Origin of the sequence: Arenibacter antarcticus, from assembly GCF_041320605.1 — a bacterium.
Classification (GTDB): domain Bacteria; phylum Bacteroidota; class Bacteroidia; order Flavobacteriales; family Flavobacteriaceae; genus Arenibacter; species Arenibacter antarcticus.
Genome location: NZ_CP166679.1, coordinates 1,393,985 through 1,412,288, shown reverse-complemented (window position 1 = coordinate 1,412,288; position 18,304 = coordinate 1,393,985). Strand labels below are relative to the sequence as shown.

Here is an 18,304-nt window from a genome sequence, read left to right as displayed (position 1 = left end):
AAAACCATATGGCGCCATTAAAATATTTCCTTTCAATTTCCCTTTGTTTGTTCGTGTCCCTTTTAAAGGCCCAAGAATTACCCGTTAATTACAGTTTTGGAGAAAAATATAGCGACCGGTATAAATATTCTAACCTCCTTGATATCTCGGAAGATGGAAAGGGAGGATCCATTTTGGTGCGTTCCTATTACACAGGGATTATACTAAAGCCGAAGGGCTATTATATTGAGCATTATAATAAGGATCTGGAATTAATAGCAGAATACAATTACAAGTTAAAAGGATTCGACTTTATAAATGCATTTGTAAAAAATGGACAGTTAAATTTATTGCTGCTTCACTACAATTCGGCCAAAGAAACCTATGATTATGTGGTACACCGGAGTCCGATTGTCGACTATAATTTTACGACACAACCAATTCTATCCGTTCCCTCAAATGAGGTGAGCAATCCTCTGGATCACAATTATTACAATAGAAATTTCTCAAGAGGATTTACCACGACCGCCTTTTTTAATACAGATGAATCTGCTTTTGTAATCAGTACCCACTTTAAACAAGGAAATGAAGATAAACATATGCTCTATATGTTTAATTCTAGTCTAAATAAATTACTGGAATACGATTTTTCGGGGGAGTTGGAGGAGAAGAACTATGCCTTTGAAAATATCGTGACTTCGAAGAATCTGGAACAAGTGTATTTAGTAGGGAAAGCCTATTTTAAAAAGAAACGTTTTGCGGTGACGGACCGTAAGTTTCAATATGAATTATTAAAAATTTCCAAAGAAGATGCGGTACTCCAGTCCTTTGACGATGCAGGTCGATTTTCCGAATCCTTAAAGCCAATAATTACTCGGAATAAACTGATCTGTGTGGGATTCTATGCCGATAGAAAGGACAATAGATATAATGGCTTGGCTTATTTTGATCTAGACCCAAATACTTTGGCCATCAATGTCAAAAAATACAATCCCTTTTCCAAACAATTTATGGATGATAAATTTGGGAGGGGAGAGGACATTGTAGTAAAAAATCTGGTGTTCAAGGATCTAAGCATTACTCCCGATAATGCTATTCTCTTTAATGCCGAAGAGTATTTTGTGACCTCAAGCGTACAAGCAGATCCTACTGGATCTAGGATTAAGATCAATAGATACCATTATAACGATATTGTTAGTGCAAAGCTTAGCGTATCTGGAGAAATGATCTGGGCAAGAAATATAAACAAGGCAGAGGTAACCCAAGGCGATGGTGCATATGCCTCTTATAGCACTATTGCAAAAGGCGATGATACCTACTACCTTATAAGTACCGCCGCAGAAAACCCACAGTTATTGAGTGGGGATCGACTCTTTTTTAAACAGGGATTAAGTAGGAATAGGAATGTATTTATGATTATGCTGGACAAGGATGGAAAGATCAGTTATGAGAAGGTAATAGACGATAAGGAAGCCCGTCTCCCTCTAATGGTCGCTATGCCGCTTATCGATACTGTGAATAATAGCATGCTCTACTACGCCAAAAGAGGTTCAAGAAAACAATTGGTTAAAGTACAGGTGGGCACTGCAGCTTTACCTTAAATTGGATGGGGTTAAAATCACTTATATCTAATAAGTCCACACCAATAATTAACATATTTCACTATGTAGTAATTGGATTAATTCCATAAATTTGGAGGAAATCCAATTTAGTGAATCCCAAAGATATAATCAAAGGCCGTGGCGCCCAAAAAAACACCAACAATCGATTTTCCGAGTTTTCCAGTGAACTGCGTGACGATTTTCTCGAATTCTGTCGACTGGAAGGAGAAGAAGCGAATCCTAATAAAACCCAATACCTTCCCATATTCCCCAAAACCATCGTAAATAAGGTGGATAGCCCAGATGTGGGAATGACCTACTCCTTAAATCCCTATCAAGGTTGTGAACATGGCTGTATCTACTGTTACGCCCGTAATTCCCATGAATATTGGGGGTATAGTGCGGGATTGGATTTTGAAAGAAAGATCCTAATAAAAAAAGATGCCCCAAACTTATTGGAGGCAAAATTGAAAACTAAAAATTGGAAAGCTGCCACCATTGTGCTTTCGGGTAATACGGATTGTTACCAACCTGCCGAACAGCAATTTAAAATTACCAGGGCCTGTTTGGAAATCTTTTTAAAATACCGACATCCAGTGGGCATAATCACCAAAAATGCCTTAGTTTTAAGGGATTTGGATATCCTTGTTCAACTGGCAAAGGACAACCTTATCGGGGTAAATATTTCCGTAACCACGCTCTCCGAAACCACTAGAAGAATCTTGGAGCCCAGAACGGCTTCCATACAAAAACGTCTGGAGACCATTCGTATCCTTTCTGAACACAAGATTCCCGTGAATGCTATGCTTGCTCCTATCATACCGGGAATAAATAGTCATGAAATTCTACCGCTTGCAAAAGCTGTGTGCGATAATGGTGCCTTGTCTTTTGGATTTACGGTAGTCCGGCTGAACGGTGCCATAGGTGGTATCTTTGAGGATTGGATACGGAAGACCCTGCCAGACAGGGCGGATAAGGTTTTGAACCAGATCAAGGATTGCCATGGGGGTTCCCTGAACGATAGCAGATATGGTCTCCGTAGTAGAGGTGAAGGTAAGATTGCCGAACAGATCCATGATATGATCCATTTGGCCAAAAGGAAATATTTTAAAGACAAGTCCTTTCCTAAACTAAATACCTCCCTTTATAAACAATACAAGGACGGTCAATTACGATTGTTTGATGAATAGCCGAACTCTTGCAATTGGAATTAGATACTGAAAGGTATATTTTATTCGGTATAGAACGGACCTAAGAAAGTGGAACTTAGAGAGTGTCTGGTAGCGCGCCATCCCTTTAGACTGAATGTTCAGGGCTATTTAGGTTGATGTGCGACTTCTCGATCGGTGCGGAAATGCACCTCATGTCGAAGTGACTACTCCTCTTGTCTTAGAAAATAGAACTGGCGAGATCATGTTATTAAAAACCACAAATTCTTTTGTCGATCGTAGTCCAGACCTGCTTTTATGTTTTCAATAGCCACGCCTCTTTTGGCCGTGGATATTAATGGACGCTATGAATGGCTTTAGCCAAACTATTGTTTGGCTAAAGTTTTCTAGAACTAATCATATTTCCCACTGTAAATCACGAGCAATTGTATTAGCCAGACTTTCCCTCCCATTCTATTTAATCAAACATGTTTTTTATTTAGGTAAGAATATGCTGTTAAACTGCGAAGCGTTGGGGTTAAGTAATTTATTATTTCGACCTTTGTAAGGTTTGTTTATAAATGGCGACCAAAAGGATTGTAAGAAATTGAAAAATCGACAAACATACTTGTCGGTATAATTAGTAAAAAGCATAATATGGAAATTAGTATTTGGTCGGACATTAGGTGTCCGTTTTGTTATATTGGGAAAAGAAAATTTGAAGCGGCTTTAGGTAATTTTGAGCATGCCGACAAGGTAAAGCTTGTTTGGAAGAGTTTTGAATTGGACCCCAATTTGCAGACTCGTACCGACATTAGTGCCATTGATCATTTCTGTGAGTCCAAGGGAATTGGCCGGGAGCAAGCAGTTCAAATGTTTGACGGGGCCACACAAATGGCTAAAGAGGTAGGAATTGATTTTGATTTTGAACGATCTGTACCAGCGAACTCGTTAAAAGCGCATAGATTGATGCATTTTGCTGAGTCAAAAATTGAAGTTGGCGAAATTAAGGAAGCGCTATTGGAAGCGCATTTGGTAAAGGGAGAAAATATAGATGATATTGATTTTTTGGTAAGTTTGGCCGCTTCTAAGGGGTTAAACGCAGAAGAAGTGCGTGCTATGTTACTTACCGAAGATTTTACTTATGAAGTAAGGCAAGATCAGATGGAGGCCCGGAATTTGGGAATTAACGGCGTGCCTTATTTTGTGCTAAACAACAAGTACGGGATATCCGGAGCGCAGCCTTCGGAGGTTTTTCTAGAAACTTTGCAAAAGGCTTGGGAGAATCATATTGAAGAGGGATTGAATGTAGAGACCGATGCTTCTTGTGATATAGACGGTAACTGCTAGAAGTAGCCATCTTTTAAAACAAAAAATCCCGTTTCTAAAGCTTTAGAAACGGGATTTTTTGTTTTAAGTGACTTTATATTTTGTAATCCTATTACTCGATTGACTGGTGAATGCGTAATAATGTCTACCAACCTAGAATCGCAATATAGAGGATTCCTACTACTATTACTGCGCTAAAAATATACCCTACCAATCTCCCCGTAGCTCTTGAACCCCTAAAGAAGGCAATGCCCAGTTTCACCAAGGTGTTGCTGAGGGTAGAAGCAACAATAATGAGGGAAGAAAGCTGTAGGTGATCCCCGTTTAATCCAAATTTAGCCATGCTTATAGTAATGGCGGTGGTATCTGCCAGTCCCGCAATTAGGGCGGAGTAATAAAGTCCGCTTTCACCAAAATACACATTGCCATAGTGAACGCCATATAGGATAACAACATATATAACCGCAAAACTTAGCGCATTCAAAATATCGAGTGGATTGCCTAAATCGATTTCCGTAGCTGCTTTTCGCGCCCCCTTTTTAATTAATAGAATGCTAGGGATAAGGCAAATCAAGGTTAGTAGGGTTAAAGGAAAGACCAAGTGGCTTATCATTTCAGAATTAAAGATTGCCGCAAGCAGGGCCAAACGAGGAAACATAATAGCCGATGCGATAATGATACCGGCACTATACTCTCGGGACAAATGGGGGTTTTCCTTGCTTTTGGAGGCATAGTCCCATGCCACCGCAGTACTGGATATGAGTCCGCCTAAAATGGCGGTTAGTAAAATTCCCTTCCTGGATCCCACAAATTTTACTAGAAAGTATCCTATAAAGTTTAAGAACGATACGATTACGACTATCGAACCTATCTCGAACGGATTCAATAAATTATTGGCCCCATAATTTATATTAGGTAAGAAGGGTAAAATTAATAGGGCAAGAATAACAAATTTTATAAAAGCGAAAAGTTCCTGATGTGTAATGTTTTGGATAATGGAGCGAAACGTGGTCTTTAGGGAGAGCAGGGTAACCACAATTACTGCGGTTGCAACAGAATCTCTATACAATTCTTCCGAGACCATTAATCCTAGTGTAAAAGAGGTAATCAAAGCAAGATTGGTGGTAGTGCCTAGGGTATTTTCTATTCTTGATTTTATGACTTGTCCAATCCCGAGAAATAGGATCAAAGATCCAAAGCCAACAATTGGCAGCCATAAGGAGAAGGTTTCCGATAAATTTCCTAATACGAAGCCTAAAATGGTAACAATAGGAAAGGTTCTAATACCAGCAAAGCCAGTTTCGTCCTTAATTTTATCATATTCGCGCTCTAGACCTAACATTAGGCCAATAGCCAAACTGACTAGGACGCCCAGCATATAGGGGCCAATGAGGTCGTTTAAATACGCTTCCGTATGCATTTTTTAGCTATTGCGAGTAATGCGTACGAAAATAGGATATTTTACATCAGTTCCCAACCTTGCCTGTATTTCCCCTTTACCCAATCGTTTGCTTTTTCAAAATTGGTGACCCTCATGTTTTCTCCGTCCCAAAGTATCTTTCTTCTTCCTGGATACTCAAATGGATCCCAATCCCCAGCTTTTTTACCAGGTTTGTAATTTTTGTATTGAAAAGCTCTGATTGCCAAATTGCCCATAAGAACGGCTTCGGTTAGCGGTCCTGCACGATTAAAATCAGATGAGGTCTCTGCTCCATTTAAGCAAGCCTCTACAAAGTTCCGCTGGTGTCCGTCAATATCGTCCTCTATTCGTTTTAGATAGGGCTTTGGTGTCTGTAGTAATTCCATGGTAGAGGAAGGGAGCAACCTGGGGTTTCTGGAATAGGTATCACAGATCAGAATTCCACGAGTACCATAAAATATGGATCCGCCACCAGCATCTCCAATTCGTTCGCCATCTTTAAGTTCATCGGGCAAATCTGGCAAGAGTCCGCCATCATACCAGTTTAGTTCAATCTCCCCGTGTTCTTGGGTATCAAATTTAAGTCGCACTATAGAAGACGAAGGACAGGACTGATTGTAGTCGGCCTCCACAAAATCGTCCACCCAGTTGGTAGTACAGCTAGCTTCCGCCTCCATTGGATAGCCTAAGTCTAATACACTGAAGGGGGTTTCCATAATATGGCACCCCATATCGCCTAGGGCCCCTGTACCAAAATCCCACCATCCACGCCATTTAAAGGGTAAATAAGCATGGTTGTAATCACGCATGGCGGCAACGCCAAGCCAAAGGTCCCAATCCAGGCCTTTCGGAATTTTATTCTTAGCTGTGGGAGCCGGAATTCCTTGCGGCCAAACGGGACGGTTGGTCCAACAATCTACCTTGTACACTTTCCCTATAATTCCAGCATCTACCCATTCCCTAGCTGTTCTGCTCCCGTCACTGGATGCACCCTGATTCCCCATTTGGGTAACTATGGCATTTTCCTTGGCAACCCGAGTCAAAAGTCGCGCCTCATTTATATTGTGAGTAAGCGGTTTTTCTATATACGCATGCTTCTTGGCCTTCATAAAAGGCAGTGCAATACTGGCATGCATATGATCTGGGGTAGCCACCATAATGGCATCAATTTGATTTAGATGGTCGTCATATACATTCCTGAAATCTGTAAATCGCTTTGCTTGAGGGTATTTTGCATAGGTAGGGGAGGCACTTCTATCATCTACATCACAGAAGGTTACAAATTTCACTTTTTTGGTATTAGCCAGACCATTAATAACATCAAAGCCTCTTCCACCAACACCAAAAGCACCCATGTAAAGGGTGTCACTAGGAGGGATATGATTTTTCCCCATTACAAAACTAGGGACAATGGAAAATACAGCCGAGGTAGCCGCGACGTTTTTTATGAATTTTCTTCTTTGCATCTCTATTCGGTTTTAGGGAATTGTAGTATAAGATACAAAAAAAATAAGCTCGGAATCCTAAGGATTAAGAAGTTAGCTTATAAATAGATTAGGCGTTGCCGTTCCATTCCTCATAAAACTGTTTTAAATATCCCAGCATAAATTGGTGCCTTTCCTCTGCTAAATGCCTTCCGGTGGGGGTGTTCATCTTATCCTTTAGCAATAATAATTTTTCGTAAAAATGATTGACTGTGGGGGCATTGGATTTTTTGTACTCCTCCTTTGTCATTTTTAGGTTGGGTGCGATGTCGGGATTATACATTTCTCTATTTTTAAAGCCCCCATAATTAAAGGCACGAGCAATACCTATCGCTCCTATAGCGTCCAATCTGTCGGCATCTTGTACTACCTGCAATTCCTTGGAGGTAAATGATTTTTTAGGATCTAGGCTCGCCTTGAAGGAGATGTTCAGAATTATTTTTACCACATGGGTAATGACGTTATCGGTTACCTCTAAGGAATTAAGAAAATCTTCTGCCATTTTTGGACCAACGGATTCGTCTCCATCATAGAACTTGGCGTCGGCAATGTCGTGTAACAGTGCGGCCAAACTCACCACTAATACATCAACCTTTTCATCTTTTGCGATCAATAAGCTATTTCTGAAGACCCGCTGAATATGGAACCAATCATGACCTCCCTCAGCGCCTTGTAAAGTTTCCTTAACAAAAGTGATGGTTTCTTCAATAATTTCGGTATTGCTCATTTAATTGAAGTTATGTTTTTGGTTATGATTTGTTCTACCTGAGCAATAAGTTCCTCTGTATTTTCTGTAATCTCCATGGGCGGGTGTACCTCAAAAGTGATGTGGTTCCCTAAGCCGTAAGGGAATTTTCCGTATTTCAACATTTTCCAGGAATTGTTGATGCTAATTGGGATGATTAAAGCTGAAGGCGCTTTTTTGATGAGCACTTTAAGGCCTGTAGTATGAAATTTTTTTGGTTCACCGTTCTTGCTTCTTGTGCCTTCGGGAAAAATTACAGCTGAGCGTTGGTGTCTTTCTATATAAGTACCCAGATGGGCGATTTGGGCAAGGGATTGTCTGATATCCTTTCTATTGATGAGTACGGAACCGCCATGCCTTAAATTGTAGGAAACACTGGGGATGCCTTTACCCAATTCCATTTTACTGACAAATTTGGGATGGTGTTTCCTCATAAACCAGATTATGGGTGAAATATCGTGCATGCTCTGGTGGTTGAGCACTAAAATGGTAGGTCGGTCCGTAGCGATGTCTTGAGTATTTTTAAAGGAATAGGTAGTGCCAAGAATATGTGTGCACCTCAGAAGGCAAAGGTTTAGGATTGCTACACTTTTCCGATGTGCCTCATAACCAAACCAATTAAAACAAATCCATTGTAAGGGGTGGAACAAGAGCAAGATAGCCCCGAACAGGAGTAGGTAGAGAACGGATAATGGGTATGCGATTATTTTTAGCATCGTACAAAAATAAAAAACCGCTCTATTACAAAGCGGTTTCAATCAATAATCTTTTTAGATACTCAATTTGGACCTATTGAATTAACAAAATTGGTTATAGGCTTCCATTAAATTTTCTGCGATTATCTCTGCAGGGCGTCCTTCAATATGGTGACGCTCTATCATATGAACCAATTCTCCATTTCTAAATAGTGCCATACATGGGGAAGAGGGAGGAAAAGGGATCATTAAATCTCTGGCGGCATTGACTGCTTCAGTATCTACACCAGCAAAAACCGTAACCAATTGGGTAGGTTTTTTTGCATTCTGAATACTCATCTTAGCGGCTGGTCTTGCATTGGCTGCGGCGCAACCACATACTGAATTAACCACTACCAAAGTAGTTCCTTCTTTTTTGATGGCGGTTTCTACCGCTTCTGCTGTATGTAATTCTTCAAACCCGGCTGATGCCAAGTCTTGTCTCATCGGTTTTACTAATTCTGCAGGATACATATATGTTATTTTTTGTATAATTATTAATAAGTATCAAAGATAACCAATTTAGAGCACACAGTAGAACACCTTAACTTTTCATTTGACCTTCTATTCTATGGTAAAATTATATCTTTGCGCAAATTTATTTTGAGATGATAAAATGGTTTGCCGCAATATTAGGGTTTTATTTGTTTAGGTTTCCAGGAGCTATTCTTGGTTTTTTTGTAGGCAGTTTTATAGATGGGCTGAAAAATAAGGATGGCGGAGGTGCTGGTTCTGTCTTTAGGGATATTACCAATCAGTCTGTTTCCCCTGCAGATTTTGAACTTCATTTACTGTCACTGTGTTCTATTGTAATCAAAGCGGACGGGAACGTTAGTCAGCGCGAAATGGATTATGTGAGGCAATATTTTGTGGGTACCTATGGTAAGGATAAGGCTAATGCCATTTTTAAAACATTTAACGAGGTAGTAAAGAAGAGGGAAATTTCCGCGGAAAAAATTTGCACCTATTTAAATCAGCGTACTCGGTATGAGGTTAGATTGCAGTTATTGCATTTCCTTTTTGGAATCGCTCAGGCAGATGGGAGTATTCATCCTACGGAAATTGATAAAATATGGGAAATAGCCGGATACCTTAGGGTGAGTAGGATCGATTTTGAAAGCATTAAGGCAATGTTTATTAAATCTGCTGATAATTCCTATAAAATCTTGGAAATAGAGAAATCGGCCACCGATGAGGAAATTAAGAAAGCCTATAGGACTATGGCGAAAAAATATCATCCGGATAGGGTGAACACTCAAAATGAAGCCATAAAAAAAGGAGCAGAAGAAAAATTTAAGGAGGTACAGAAGGCCTATGAGACTATTCAACAGGAAAGAGGTCTGTAAATAGCTAAAATTAATAGTTGTTATATTTCCAACTTTTATAGATTTTTAAATGGGAAGTTTTTGGTTTTACATTCAGTTGGGATTAGAGCATGTATTGGATTTTAATGCCTATGATCACATCTTATTTTTATCGGCACTTGCCGTGCCATTTACCTTTAAGGATTGGAAAAATGTTTTGGTGCTCGCAACCGTTTTTACTGTAACCCATTGTGTTTCCTTGGCTATTTCCGCGTATGGGCTTATGTCGGTAGATGTTTCCCTGATAGAGTTTCTTATCCCTGTCACTATCTTTTTTACAGCTGTTTTTAATGTGCTGGTGGTGAATAAAATTCAGCATAATAAGCATATGTTGAGTTATGTTGTGGCCACTGGTTTCTTTGGTCTTGTCCATGGGTTTGGGTTCTCCAATTACTTTAATATGTTGATGGCTGGGGAAACGGAAAAGCTGTCCCCTTTATTGGGATTTGCTGCTGGGATCGAAATTTCACAGGTGTTGATTATAATAATGGTATTGTTGTTGGCGGTATTTGTCCAAAAGGTATTGAAGCTTAAGCAGGCCAGTTTTGTCCAAATAATGTCGATTATTATTCTTTGTCTTACAGTGCCGATGTTAATTGATACGTTTCCTCAGTAGTAATTGTAAAAATCTTAACTGTAATTAGAACTCAAAATTGATAAATTACATTAATTTTGATTGGGGATAGGTTTGTTTTGTGCCCACTAGGTCACATTTTTCCTCTTTAGTTCCATTACATTTGTAAATAAATTGGGTATTAGCTACATGATTAATTTTACTTAAAACCGTGGTAGCTAGAGTGTAATAAAAGTCGATATAATTAACAAATGAAGGAACGCAAGCAAGAAAAATACGATAGAGCGTATTTGCGAATGGCAAGCGAATGGGGGAAACTCTCCTATTGCCAACGGAAACAAGTTGGAGCTATAATTGTAAAAGATAGGATGATCATCTCCGATGGTTATAACGGCACCCCCACTGGATTTGAAAATATATGCGAGGATGATGAAGGATATACCAAATGGTATGTATTGCATGCCGAGGCCAATGCCATCTCAAAAGTTGCCTCCTCTACCCAATCCTGTGAAGGAGCTACTTTGTATATTACCTTATCTCCCTGCAAAGAATGCAGTAAATTAATTCATCAGTCTGGTATAAAACGTGTGGTATATCAGAAAGGATATAAAGATGACTCCGGTCTTCAATTTTTGGAAAAGGCGGGGGTAGAAATAATTCAAATGCCTATAATTGTAAATATGGACTAACACTCCAAAAAAATGAAAAATAAAAACACCTATATATGGCCTACAATAATTGCCTTAGCTTTGGCCATTGGTATTTTTATTGGAGGAAAACTTCATTTTAACGATACCCCAGAAAAGCTTTTTACCACCAATTCAAAAAAAGACAAGCTTAATAGACTAATAGATTATATAGACTATGAGTATGTTGATGAGATAAATACGGATAGTATTGTAGATGTTGCCGTAAACAATATTCTGGAAAAGTTAGATCCGCATTCCGTCTATATTCCCAAACAGGAAATGGACAAGGTGGCCGAAAACATGAAAGGGGATTTTGTAGGTATTGGAGTTAATTTTTATATGTACAAGGATACCATTGCTGTAATACGGACCATAGAGGATGGCCCTAGTTATTTAAAAGGCTTGTTGCAAGGGGATAGGATCTTAATGGCTGATGGAGACACCCTATTCGGTGAGAATATTCCGAATGAGCTGGTGGTAAAAAAGCTGAAGGGAAAAAAAGGGAGTCCAGTTAATTTACAAGTGTATAGAAAAAATGGGAATAAACTTTTTAACGTAACCTTAAAACGGGATGTGGTTCCTATTAAAAGTGTTGAGTCCTACTGTATGCTTACTTCGGATATGGGGTATATAAAAGTAAATCGCTTTGCAGAATCTACTTTTAAGGAGTTTAAGTCGGCCTTGAGAAAATTGGAGGCTATGGGGGCGAAGAAATTAACCTTAGACCTGAGGGATAACCCGGGAGGCTATTTGGGAATTGCCGAAAAGATGGCAGATGAATTCTTGTCGGACGGAAAGTTAATTTTATACACCAAAAATAAAAGAGGTAAAATAGATAAGGTATTTGCTACCGATAAAGGACATTTTCAAGATAAACCGGTTTATGTACTGATCAATGAGAAATCTGCGTCCGCAAGTGAAATTATAGCAGGCTCCTTGCAAGACAATGATATTGGGACTATAGTAGGTCGAAGATCTTTTGGGAAAGGCCTAGTGCAGCGCGAGATGGATTTAGGCGATGGCTCTGCTGTTAGGTTAACGGTTTCCAGATATTACACCCCAACAGGTCGTTCTATTCAGAAATCCTATGAAAATGGGAACAGGGATTACTATCAAAAATTTATAGACAGGTACCATAACGGTGAGTTGCTCTCCGTGGATAGTATTAAGGTGGCCGACTCCCTAAAATTTAAGACCCCAAAAGGAAAAGTGGTCTATGGTGGCGGTGGAATTATTCCCGACGTATTTGTTCCCATAGGATCTAATGAATCCGAGGCGATAGAGGACATGGAAAGTTTGGGTTTCCTTGCTTATTTTGTGTTTGAATACTTGGACGAAAATAGGGACGATTACAAACAGTTTATCGAGGAAGACTTTATTGAAGGATATAGGGTAGACGATATTCTATTTGAAGTTTTCGTTGACTATTGCCTGTCTAAGAATATTAAGATGGATTTTTACGCGTTTGAGGATAAAATAAAACTGTATCTAAAGGCAACCTTGGCAGAACAGTTGTTCGGTGCCAATGCCCACGCCAAAATAAAAAGCGGCGCCGATACTATGGTGTTAAAAGTGATGGAACTGGATCGGGCGAGCATGATACAGAAGGAATATAATAAAGTTAAGGCTAAGGACTAAATTAAGCTGTAGCAAATGTGGCCCCAATATGATAGGGATGCGAACTTTTTATTCCTCTATTTTCTTCTCTATTTTTTTTGACGTGCTATAGATCAATAGCAATACAATGGCGCATAGGGATGCCACTATGCCGATCAAGGCTATGATGCTATTCCCTTCTAAGGGGGCTTCAAAATTCACCAAGGTTACGTTATAAGCAATAAGGGCTAATCCCAAGATTATAAGTACCACAATTAATATTTTATTCATCTGATCAAATTTCTAGATTTTCCTTAAAATAACTGGTTAATATTCGTGGTAAATAGTTTAACGGCAATGGCCAACAAAATAACACCAAATATTTTACGGATTACATTAAGTCCATTTTTCCCTAAAATTTTCTCTATCCTTTTAGAGGATTTCAATACAAAGTAAACAAAAATAACGTTTATAATAATGGCTATAATGATATTTTCCACATGATATTCCGCCCTTAGGGACAGCAATGTGGTAACCGTTCCCGCTCCTGCGATCAACGGAAATGCAATTGGGACAATGGAGGCGCTTTCTGGATGATCATCCCTATATAGGGTTATGCCCAAGATCATTTCTATGGCCAAAAAGAAGATTACAAATGAACCAGCAACCGCAAAGGAGTTTATATCAATTCCAATGAGTTTTAGGATTTCCTCTCCTACGAAAAGAAAGGCAATCATAATTAGGGCAGAGACTAAGGAGGCCTTACCCGATTCTATATGCCCCACTTTGTTGCGAAGGTTAATGATAATAGGGATGCTCCCTACAATATCAATAACTGCAAAAAGGACCATACTGGCCGTAATAATTTCCCTTAGATCAAAATTAATATTCATAAATGTTCTATGATGCTGATTAACACGATGGGCCGTTTGGCTTAGACGGTGCAAATTTACATTTAATTAAGTGGAATTGGATTTACTTAAGGGAAAATAATCCGAGTAAAGGAGTATCTTTGTCGCTTAATTTTTGAGGAATGTTTCAACTAGGAAAAACAATTGTATCGGAAGAAATCATAGAGAATGATTTTCTATGTAACCTTACTGCTTGTAAGGGTGCCTGTTGTGTTGATGGTGAGGCAGGTGCGCCATTAGAGGATAGGGAGACAGAGATATTGGTCGATATTTATAGTAGGGTAAAACCATTTCTTAGACCAGAAGGAATTGCTGAGATAGAGAAGCAAGGAGCGTTTATTCGTGGAGAAGATGGGGAATGGGAAACGCCGTTGGTAAACGGAAGTGAATGTGCCTATGCCGTATTTAAGGAAAACGGTACTGCAAAATGTGGTTTGGAAGAGGCATACGAACAGGGAGCTACGAAATGGAAAAAACCGGTTTCTTGTCATTTGTATCCTGTTCGGGTTCGGGAATATTCTGAACTTACTGCGGTTAATTACCATAAATGGGAAATTTGTGATCCTGCCTGCTCTTTAGGAAGCGAACTAAAAGTGCCTATTTATAAGTTTGTAAAGGATGCACTTATCAGAAAATTTGGCAAAAAATGGTATGCAGAATTGGAGCAGATTGCCCAAGAACATTCTAAGAAGTAGGGATATGCAAGATTACCCGGGTGCCTAAAGCTTCCTTTTTGGAGTTGTAAAGGTCTATTATTTCTACCTGAAAAGAGTTGTCAAAGTCTTTGGAGAAGTTAGCTAATCGTTCTTTGGTAATGTCTATCCCAATGGATATACGTTTTAAGACCTTATTTTTCTTTAGTCTTTCAGAAGCTTTTCTTCCAATTCCATTATCCGTTATGGTTATTTGAATATAATTTTCGTGTTCCTTACTTACCCTTAAATCTATATTTTTTTCCCCTTCCTTGGTAGAGAGGCCATGCCATAGCGAATTTTCTAAAAAAGGTTGTAAGATCAATGATGGGATTTTAATATTATGGGGGTCTATGGGCTCGTCTATCTGGGTGGTGAAATTAATTTCGTTGGAAAATCGGATGTTTTCTATATTCATATAAAGCTCAATGGTTTCCAGTTCATCAAATAGGGAAATTTCCTTTAAGGACGATGCTTCCAGTATCTTGCGAACTAATTTGGAAAATTTATTGAGATAATGAACGGCGTTTTTCTTATCGTTGTTTATTATATAAAGTTTAATAGAGTTAAGGGAGTTGAACAAAAAATGGGGATTCATCTGACTGCGCAACATGCTTTGTTCTAAGGTTAGGATCTTTTTTTCATTTTTTAATTCCTTCTGTCTATAAAGAATGTATAGTAGAAAAGTGAGCAATGCCATTCCCAAGGCACCAATGATCAGGGTGTTGGTTTTCCTTTTAAGCCTAAGGTTGATCAAGGTATTTTCATTGGCCAAGGTGGTTATTTGATTGTTTTGTTTCTCCGTTTCGTATTTTATAATAAGGTCGTAAATGTATTTACGGTTAACCTCACTGTTGATAGCTATATTTAAGCTTTCTGCTTTTTGGTAATACAGAAGGGCATTTTTATAACTTTCCTTATAGGTGGCCAATTTGGATAATAAAGTATAACCTTCGGATATAAAACTTGGAAAGTGGTGGTTTTTGGCTATTTCCAAGCCTTGGTTTAGATGTTTTTCAGAAACAGTGTACTCCTTCAATTCCATTAATGCCCATCCCATATTAAGATTAATGGAAGTTATAATGTACATGTCCCCAAGATTTTCAGCAGCAAGTAAGTTGGGCTCTAAAATTTCTAGTGCTTCCTTGGCCTTATTTTGAATTATGTATACTTTGGCTATGCTGTTTTTGCAAATTATTAATCCCTTATTATTCTTAATTTCATTGTTATAATCTAAGGACGTTCTATAGTGGTGCAGTGCTTCTGTAAGTTGCCCCTTGTTTTCCAAACATTCTCCAATATTTTGATAGTTTATGGCCAATCCCAATTTATTATTGAGTTCCTTTTCCAATATCATGGATTTCTTATACTGTGCAATGGCAATATCATATTGCCGAAGGGTTTGGTAAAGATTACCTATACTGTTTAAGGCGACATTAATACTTCTTTTAATGCCATTGGATGGGTTTTTTACTGTTGCTGCCAGAGCTAGCGCCTCTTGGTGGTAGTCCAATGCTATTTTAATGGCGTCACTCTTGCGGTATATCACCCCTAACATATTTAGGCTGTATATTCTAAATTCTAGATTGTTCGACTTTTCAGCGGCTTTTAGGGCCAGTTTGTGAAGTGAAATTGCCTTGGAGAATTGGGAAATATCTCTATATTTTCGTCCCAATTGGTTAAGGGCGTAAGCTTGACCAATATAATATTTTTTATCGGCGGATGCCTTATTAAAGTACCCCATAAATAGGGTGTCGGTTCTTTTTTGCCGAAGAACCGAATCGAGTTTCCTATAGGTGTCTGGTGCAGCAAGGATAAGGCTGTCACTTAGTTTTTTAAAGGATTCTGGGACTTCTTGGGAATGGGACACTAAATTAAAGAAGCAGAAAAAAAATGACAATAGTAAGGTAATCCTAAGGTTTACATGCTCGTAAGTATAGAAAAGTGTAAACTTCAAGGAGGTGAGTTTTATAGTATTAGATTAAATCCAGGAAGTCTGACTTTTTTTGTCTTGAAACTGGAATTTTATGGTTGGATTGTAATATAACGTACCCATCGGTTTTTAGAAATTCCTTTATTTTATTCATGTTGATAATATAGGAATTGTGAATTCTGAAAAAAGTATCCTTAGGTAGTAGCTCGTTAACCTCTTTTAATTTTTTGGTCAGCAATATTTTTTGCCCGTCACTTAAGAATAAAGTACTGTAATTCCCGTCTGATTCTGCATATAAGATTTCATCGCTTTCTAAAAATAATAATTTTCCGTCCGTGTTGATGGTGATTTTCTTGTGTAGCGAAGTAGAATTAAACTTTAAGAGAATTTTCTCCAGTTTGTCATGGGCGTAGTTCTTGTTATTGTGCTTTCTTATCTTGGCAATGGTTACGTTTAGATCATCGGTATCTATTGGTTTTAATAAATAATCAATAGCGTCGTGTTTTAGGGCTTTAATGGCATATTGATTATATGCTGTGGTAATAACTACTGGAAAATCCTTGTTCTGCAGTTTCTGAATGAATTGAAAACCATCCATTGTGGGCATTTCAATATCCAGAAATAAACAGTCTGGAGTATTTTGCTGCAAATACTCTAACGCCTCAAAAGGATCTGTAAAGGAAGCTACCACCTTAATTTCATTGCTGAAATTAGTCAATTCCCAAGAAAGACTTTGGAGTGCTTTAATTTCGTCGTCTACTAAAACAGCTTCTAACATAGTTTAGGAAAGATAAACAAAAATAAACCTATTGTCTGTTGGGTAATAACAATTTGTGTCAATGGAATTGATTTAAGTATAAAATGCGGATATATCCTTAAGATTGGAAATTTAGTGGTAGCGGTTTATTTTTAGTCTCTTATGCTATGGAACATACTGAATTCGTTGGTGTTATTGGTGATTTTGCCATCTATACAGGATACATTACCATTTATACAAAATGTTAGATGTGGACATTTTGTTTAGTATATATTTGATTCTCCCATTTCCCCAAAAATTGTGAATAACCAACAGTACAAAAATCTGGGTGATGAAAAAATGTCTACTTTTTTTTATTGGATTGATATTAACCTTGGCCCTAGCAATTATGACGGATGGACATAAGACAGGCTTACAGGAGAATAAGTTGGCCAATAGTGATGTGGATGCCCATAAGAATTTTGCTGAAAACAAAGCAGCGCCTACTCAAGAGGTGTGGAAGCGATAGTTATTTGCGAAAAGATACAATGAGGTATTTGTTCGTTTTTGTGTCCAATGGTATGGTCGCAGAAACCTTAAGTAATTGATAATAATTTAATTCTGCCAAATAAAGTGCGATCCAGATCGGATATGTTCATTGAGTTGAACGTTTAGTTGTATACTGCAATACCGAAGACGTGAGGTTAAATTGAATAACATGACCAACTCGTCGGATTTGAATTTTTAATTGTGTTTAGGTTTCGGGGGAACTACCTATGGCAAGTGAAATCAAATCTAGTAATTCATAACCTTTGCGTTAAATGGGTTGTACTTTTTGGCAGAATTAGCAAATAAGGCTAGAATTACATGGATTCAGCCAAATAGGCCAAATATTTATATTTGGCCTATTTTTTTTATTGATATCATCTTCCTCTAGTCAAGCAATAAAACTTCTGATTGTATTATAAATAGGGTGGACTATGCAATTGGTTTTAGGCGCTATCCTATAGTAAAAAGTCTTTTTAAGAATTTCTTTTGAAAATCCCCAACGGAGTAACTGTAACTACAGGCGTGTTGATGTGAATTGTACTGCTGTGTTACATATGTCGTATAGTTTGTTACATACGTATTGCCATGGGAGATAGAGATGGTTTAGATTTGATGAAAGGTGTATGGTTGGCTATTGTAGTTCCTTAAGAGTATAACAGGGACTTTTGTTTTTGGAAACGCTAATTGTTCCAAAGGGACAAGAAGCCTCAAATATTGTTGTTTATAGAGCAAGGAAACTCCTAAAAGACCAGTGCGGTAAATTGGGATTGTCATTTTTTATTTGAGTAAGCTGCTTGGCTTTAATCCATACTATATTTTG

At 38.3% G+C, this 18,304-nt stretch carries 18 protein-coding genes; 9 read left to right on the top strand and 9 right to left on the bottom strand.

Features of this window, described 5'->3' with window-relative positions; genetic code table 11:
* Positions 1-8: 8 nt before the first annotated feature.
* The 3 genes from KCTC52924_RS05820 (at position 9) to KCTC52924_RS05810 (ending at position 4,078) form a co-directional block, all read left to right on the top strand.
* Complete coding sequence (locus KCTC52924_RS05820) at positions 9-1,580, top strand: hypothetical protein (protein ID WP_251807579.1); 1,572 nt, start codon at positions 9-11, stop codon at positions 1,578-1,580.
* Between the two features lie 110 nt (positions 1,581-1,690).
* Positions 1,691-2,770 carry a PA0069 family radical SAM protein gene (locus KCTC52924_RS05815; protein ID WP_251807580.1) on the top strand — a complete coding sequence of 360 codons (1,080 nt, stop codon included), beginning with the start codon at positions 1,691-1,693 and terminating at the stop codon, positions 2,768-2,770.
* A 615-nt stretch (positions 2,771-3,385) separates the two neighbouring features.
* Positions 3,386-4,078 carry a DsbA family oxidoreductase gene (locus KCTC52924_RS05810; RefSeq protein WP_251807581.1) on the top strand — a complete coding sequence of 231 codons (693 nt, stop codon included), beginning with the start codon at positions 3,386-3,388 and terminating at the stop codon, positions 4,076-4,078.
* A 124-nt stretch (positions 4,079-4,202) separates the two neighbouring features.
* On the opposite strand, the gene KCTC52924_RS05805 is transcribed toward KCTC52924_RS05810, so the two are convergent.
* The 5 genes from KCTC52924_RS05805 to KCTC52924_RS05785 all read right to left on the bottom strand — a co-directional run bounded on the left by KCTC52924_RS05805 (position 4,203) and on the right by KCTC52924_RS05785 (position 8,914).
* Positions 4,203-5,477 (bottom strand): MgtC/SapB family protein, encoded by a 1,275-nt coding sequence (locus KCTC52924_RS05805; RefSeq protein WP_251807582.1) that lies wholly within the window; start codon positions 5,475-5,477, stop codon positions 4,203-4,205.
* Positions 5,478-5,518: 41 nt separating this feature from the next.
* A complete protein-coding gene (locus tag KCTC52924_RS05800; protein ID WP_251807583.1) occupies positions 5,519-6,943 on the bottom strand; it encodes a Gfo/Idh/MocA family protein in 1,425 nt (474 codons plus the stop codon).
* Positions 6,944-7,031: 88 nt separating this feature from the next.
* The gene (locus KCTC52924_RS05795) at positions 7,032-7,688 is read right to left on the bottom strand and encodes an HD domain-containing protein (protein ID WP_251807584.1); all 657 of its coding nucleotides are present in this window, start codon (positions 7,686-7,688) and stop codon (positions 7,032-7,034) included.
* Positions 7,685-8,422 carry a 1-acyl-sn-glycerol-3-phosphate acyltransferase gene (locus KCTC52924_RS05790; RefSeq protein ID WP_251807585.1) on the bottom strand — a complete coding sequence of 246 codons (738 nt, stop codon included), beginning with the start codon at positions 8,420-8,422 and terminating at the stop codon, positions 7,685-7,687. Before KCTC52924_RS05790 ends, KCTC52924_RS05795 begins: the two co-directional genes overlap by 4 nt.
* Positions 8,423-8,503: 81 nt before the next feature.
* Positions 8,504-8,914, bottom strand: a complete 411-nt coding sequence (locus tag KCTC52924_RS05785; protein ID WP_251807586.1) for a BrxA/BrxB family bacilliredoxin — start codon at positions 8,912-8,914, stop codon at positions 8,504-8,506.
* A gap of 134 nt (positions 8,915-9,048) precedes the next feature.
* Between KCTC52924_RS05785 and KCTC52924_RS05780 the strand changes: the two genes are divergently transcribed.
* From KCTC52924_RS05780 to KCTC52924_RS05765, 4 genes are all read left to right on the top strand, one after another.
* Entirely contained in the window at positions 9,049-9,786 is a 738-nt protein-coding gene (locus tag KCTC52924_RS05780; protein WP_251807587.1) for a TerB family tellurite resistance protein, read from the top strand.
* Positions 9,787-9,835: 49 nt separating this feature from the next.
* Positions 9,836-10,420 (top strand): HupE/UreJ family protein, encoded by a 585-nt coding sequence (locus tag KCTC52924_RS05775; RefSeq protein ID WP_251807588.1) that lies wholly within the window; start codon positions 9,836-9,838, stop codon positions 10,418-10,420.
* A gap of 209 nt (positions 10,421-10,629) precedes the next feature.
* Positions 10,630-11,067, top strand: a complete 438-nt coding sequence (locus KCTC52924_RS05770) for a dCMP deaminase family protein (protein ID WP_251807589.1) — start codon at positions 10,630-10,632, stop codon at positions 11,065-11,067.
* Positions 11,068-11,079: 12 nt separating this feature from the next.
* Complete coding sequence (locus KCTC52924_RS05765) at positions 11,080-12,705, top strand: S41 family peptidase (RefSeq protein ID WP_251807590.1); 1,626 nt, start codon at positions 11,080-11,082, stop codon at positions 12,703-12,705.
* A gap of 48 nt (positions 12,706-12,753) precedes the next feature.
* On the opposite strand, the gene KCTC52924_RS05760 is transcribed toward KCTC52924_RS05765, so the two are convergent.
* Together KCTC52924_RS05760 and KCTC52924_RS05755 are read right to left on the bottom strand one after the other, a co-directional pair.
* Entirely contained in the window at positions 12,754-12,954 is a 201-nt protein-coding gene (locus tag KCTC52924_RS05760) for a hypothetical protein (protein ID WP_251807591.1), read from the bottom strand.
* A gap of 23 nt (positions 12,955-12,977) precedes the next feature.
* Entirely contained in the window at positions 12,978-13,550 is a 573-nt protein-coding gene (locus tag KCTC52924_RS05755; protein ID WP_251807667.1) for a MarC family protein, read from the bottom strand.
* A gap of 146 nt (positions 13,551-13,696) precedes the next feature.
* On the opposite strand from KCTC52924_RS05755, the gene KCTC52924_RS05750 reads away from it, so the two are divergent.
* The gene (locus tag KCTC52924_RS05750) at positions 13,697-14,269 is read left to right on the top strand and encodes a DUF3109 family protein (RefSeq protein ID WP_251807592.1); all 573 of its coding nucleotides are present in this window, start codon (positions 13,697-13,699) and stop codon (positions 14,267-14,269) included.
* Here KCTC52924_RS05750 and KCTC52924_RS05745 read toward each other — a convergent pair.
* Together KCTC52924_RS05745 and KCTC52924_RS05740 are read right to left on the bottom strand one after the other, a co-directional pair.
* Positions 14,259-16,223: a histidine kinase gene (locus KCTC52924_RS05745; protein WP_251807593.1), complete on the bottom strand. Its 1,965-nt coding sequence runs from the start codon at positions 16,221-16,223 to the stop codon at positions 14,259-14,261. The genes KCTC52924_RS05750 and KCTC52924_RS05745 overlap by 11 nt on opposite strands.
* 19 nt (positions 16,224-16,242) lie before the next feature.
* The gene (locus KCTC52924_RS05740) at positions 16,243-16,977 is read right to left on the bottom strand and encodes a LytTR family DNA-binding domain-containing protein (RefSeq protein ID WP_251807594.1); all 735 of its coding nucleotides are present in this window, start codon (positions 16,975-16,977) and stop codon (positions 16,243-16,245) included.
* Positions 16,978-17,287: 310 nt separating this feature from the next.
* Between KCTC52924_RS05740 and KCTC52924_RS05735 the strand changes: the two genes are divergently transcribed.
* The gene (locus tag KCTC52924_RS05735; protein ID WP_251807595.1) at positions 17,288-17,464 is read left to right on the top strand and encodes a hypothetical protein; all 177 of its coding nucleotides are present in this window, start codon (positions 17,288-17,290) and stop codon (positions 17,462-17,464) included.
* Positions 17,465-18,304: the final 840 nt, after the last annotated feature.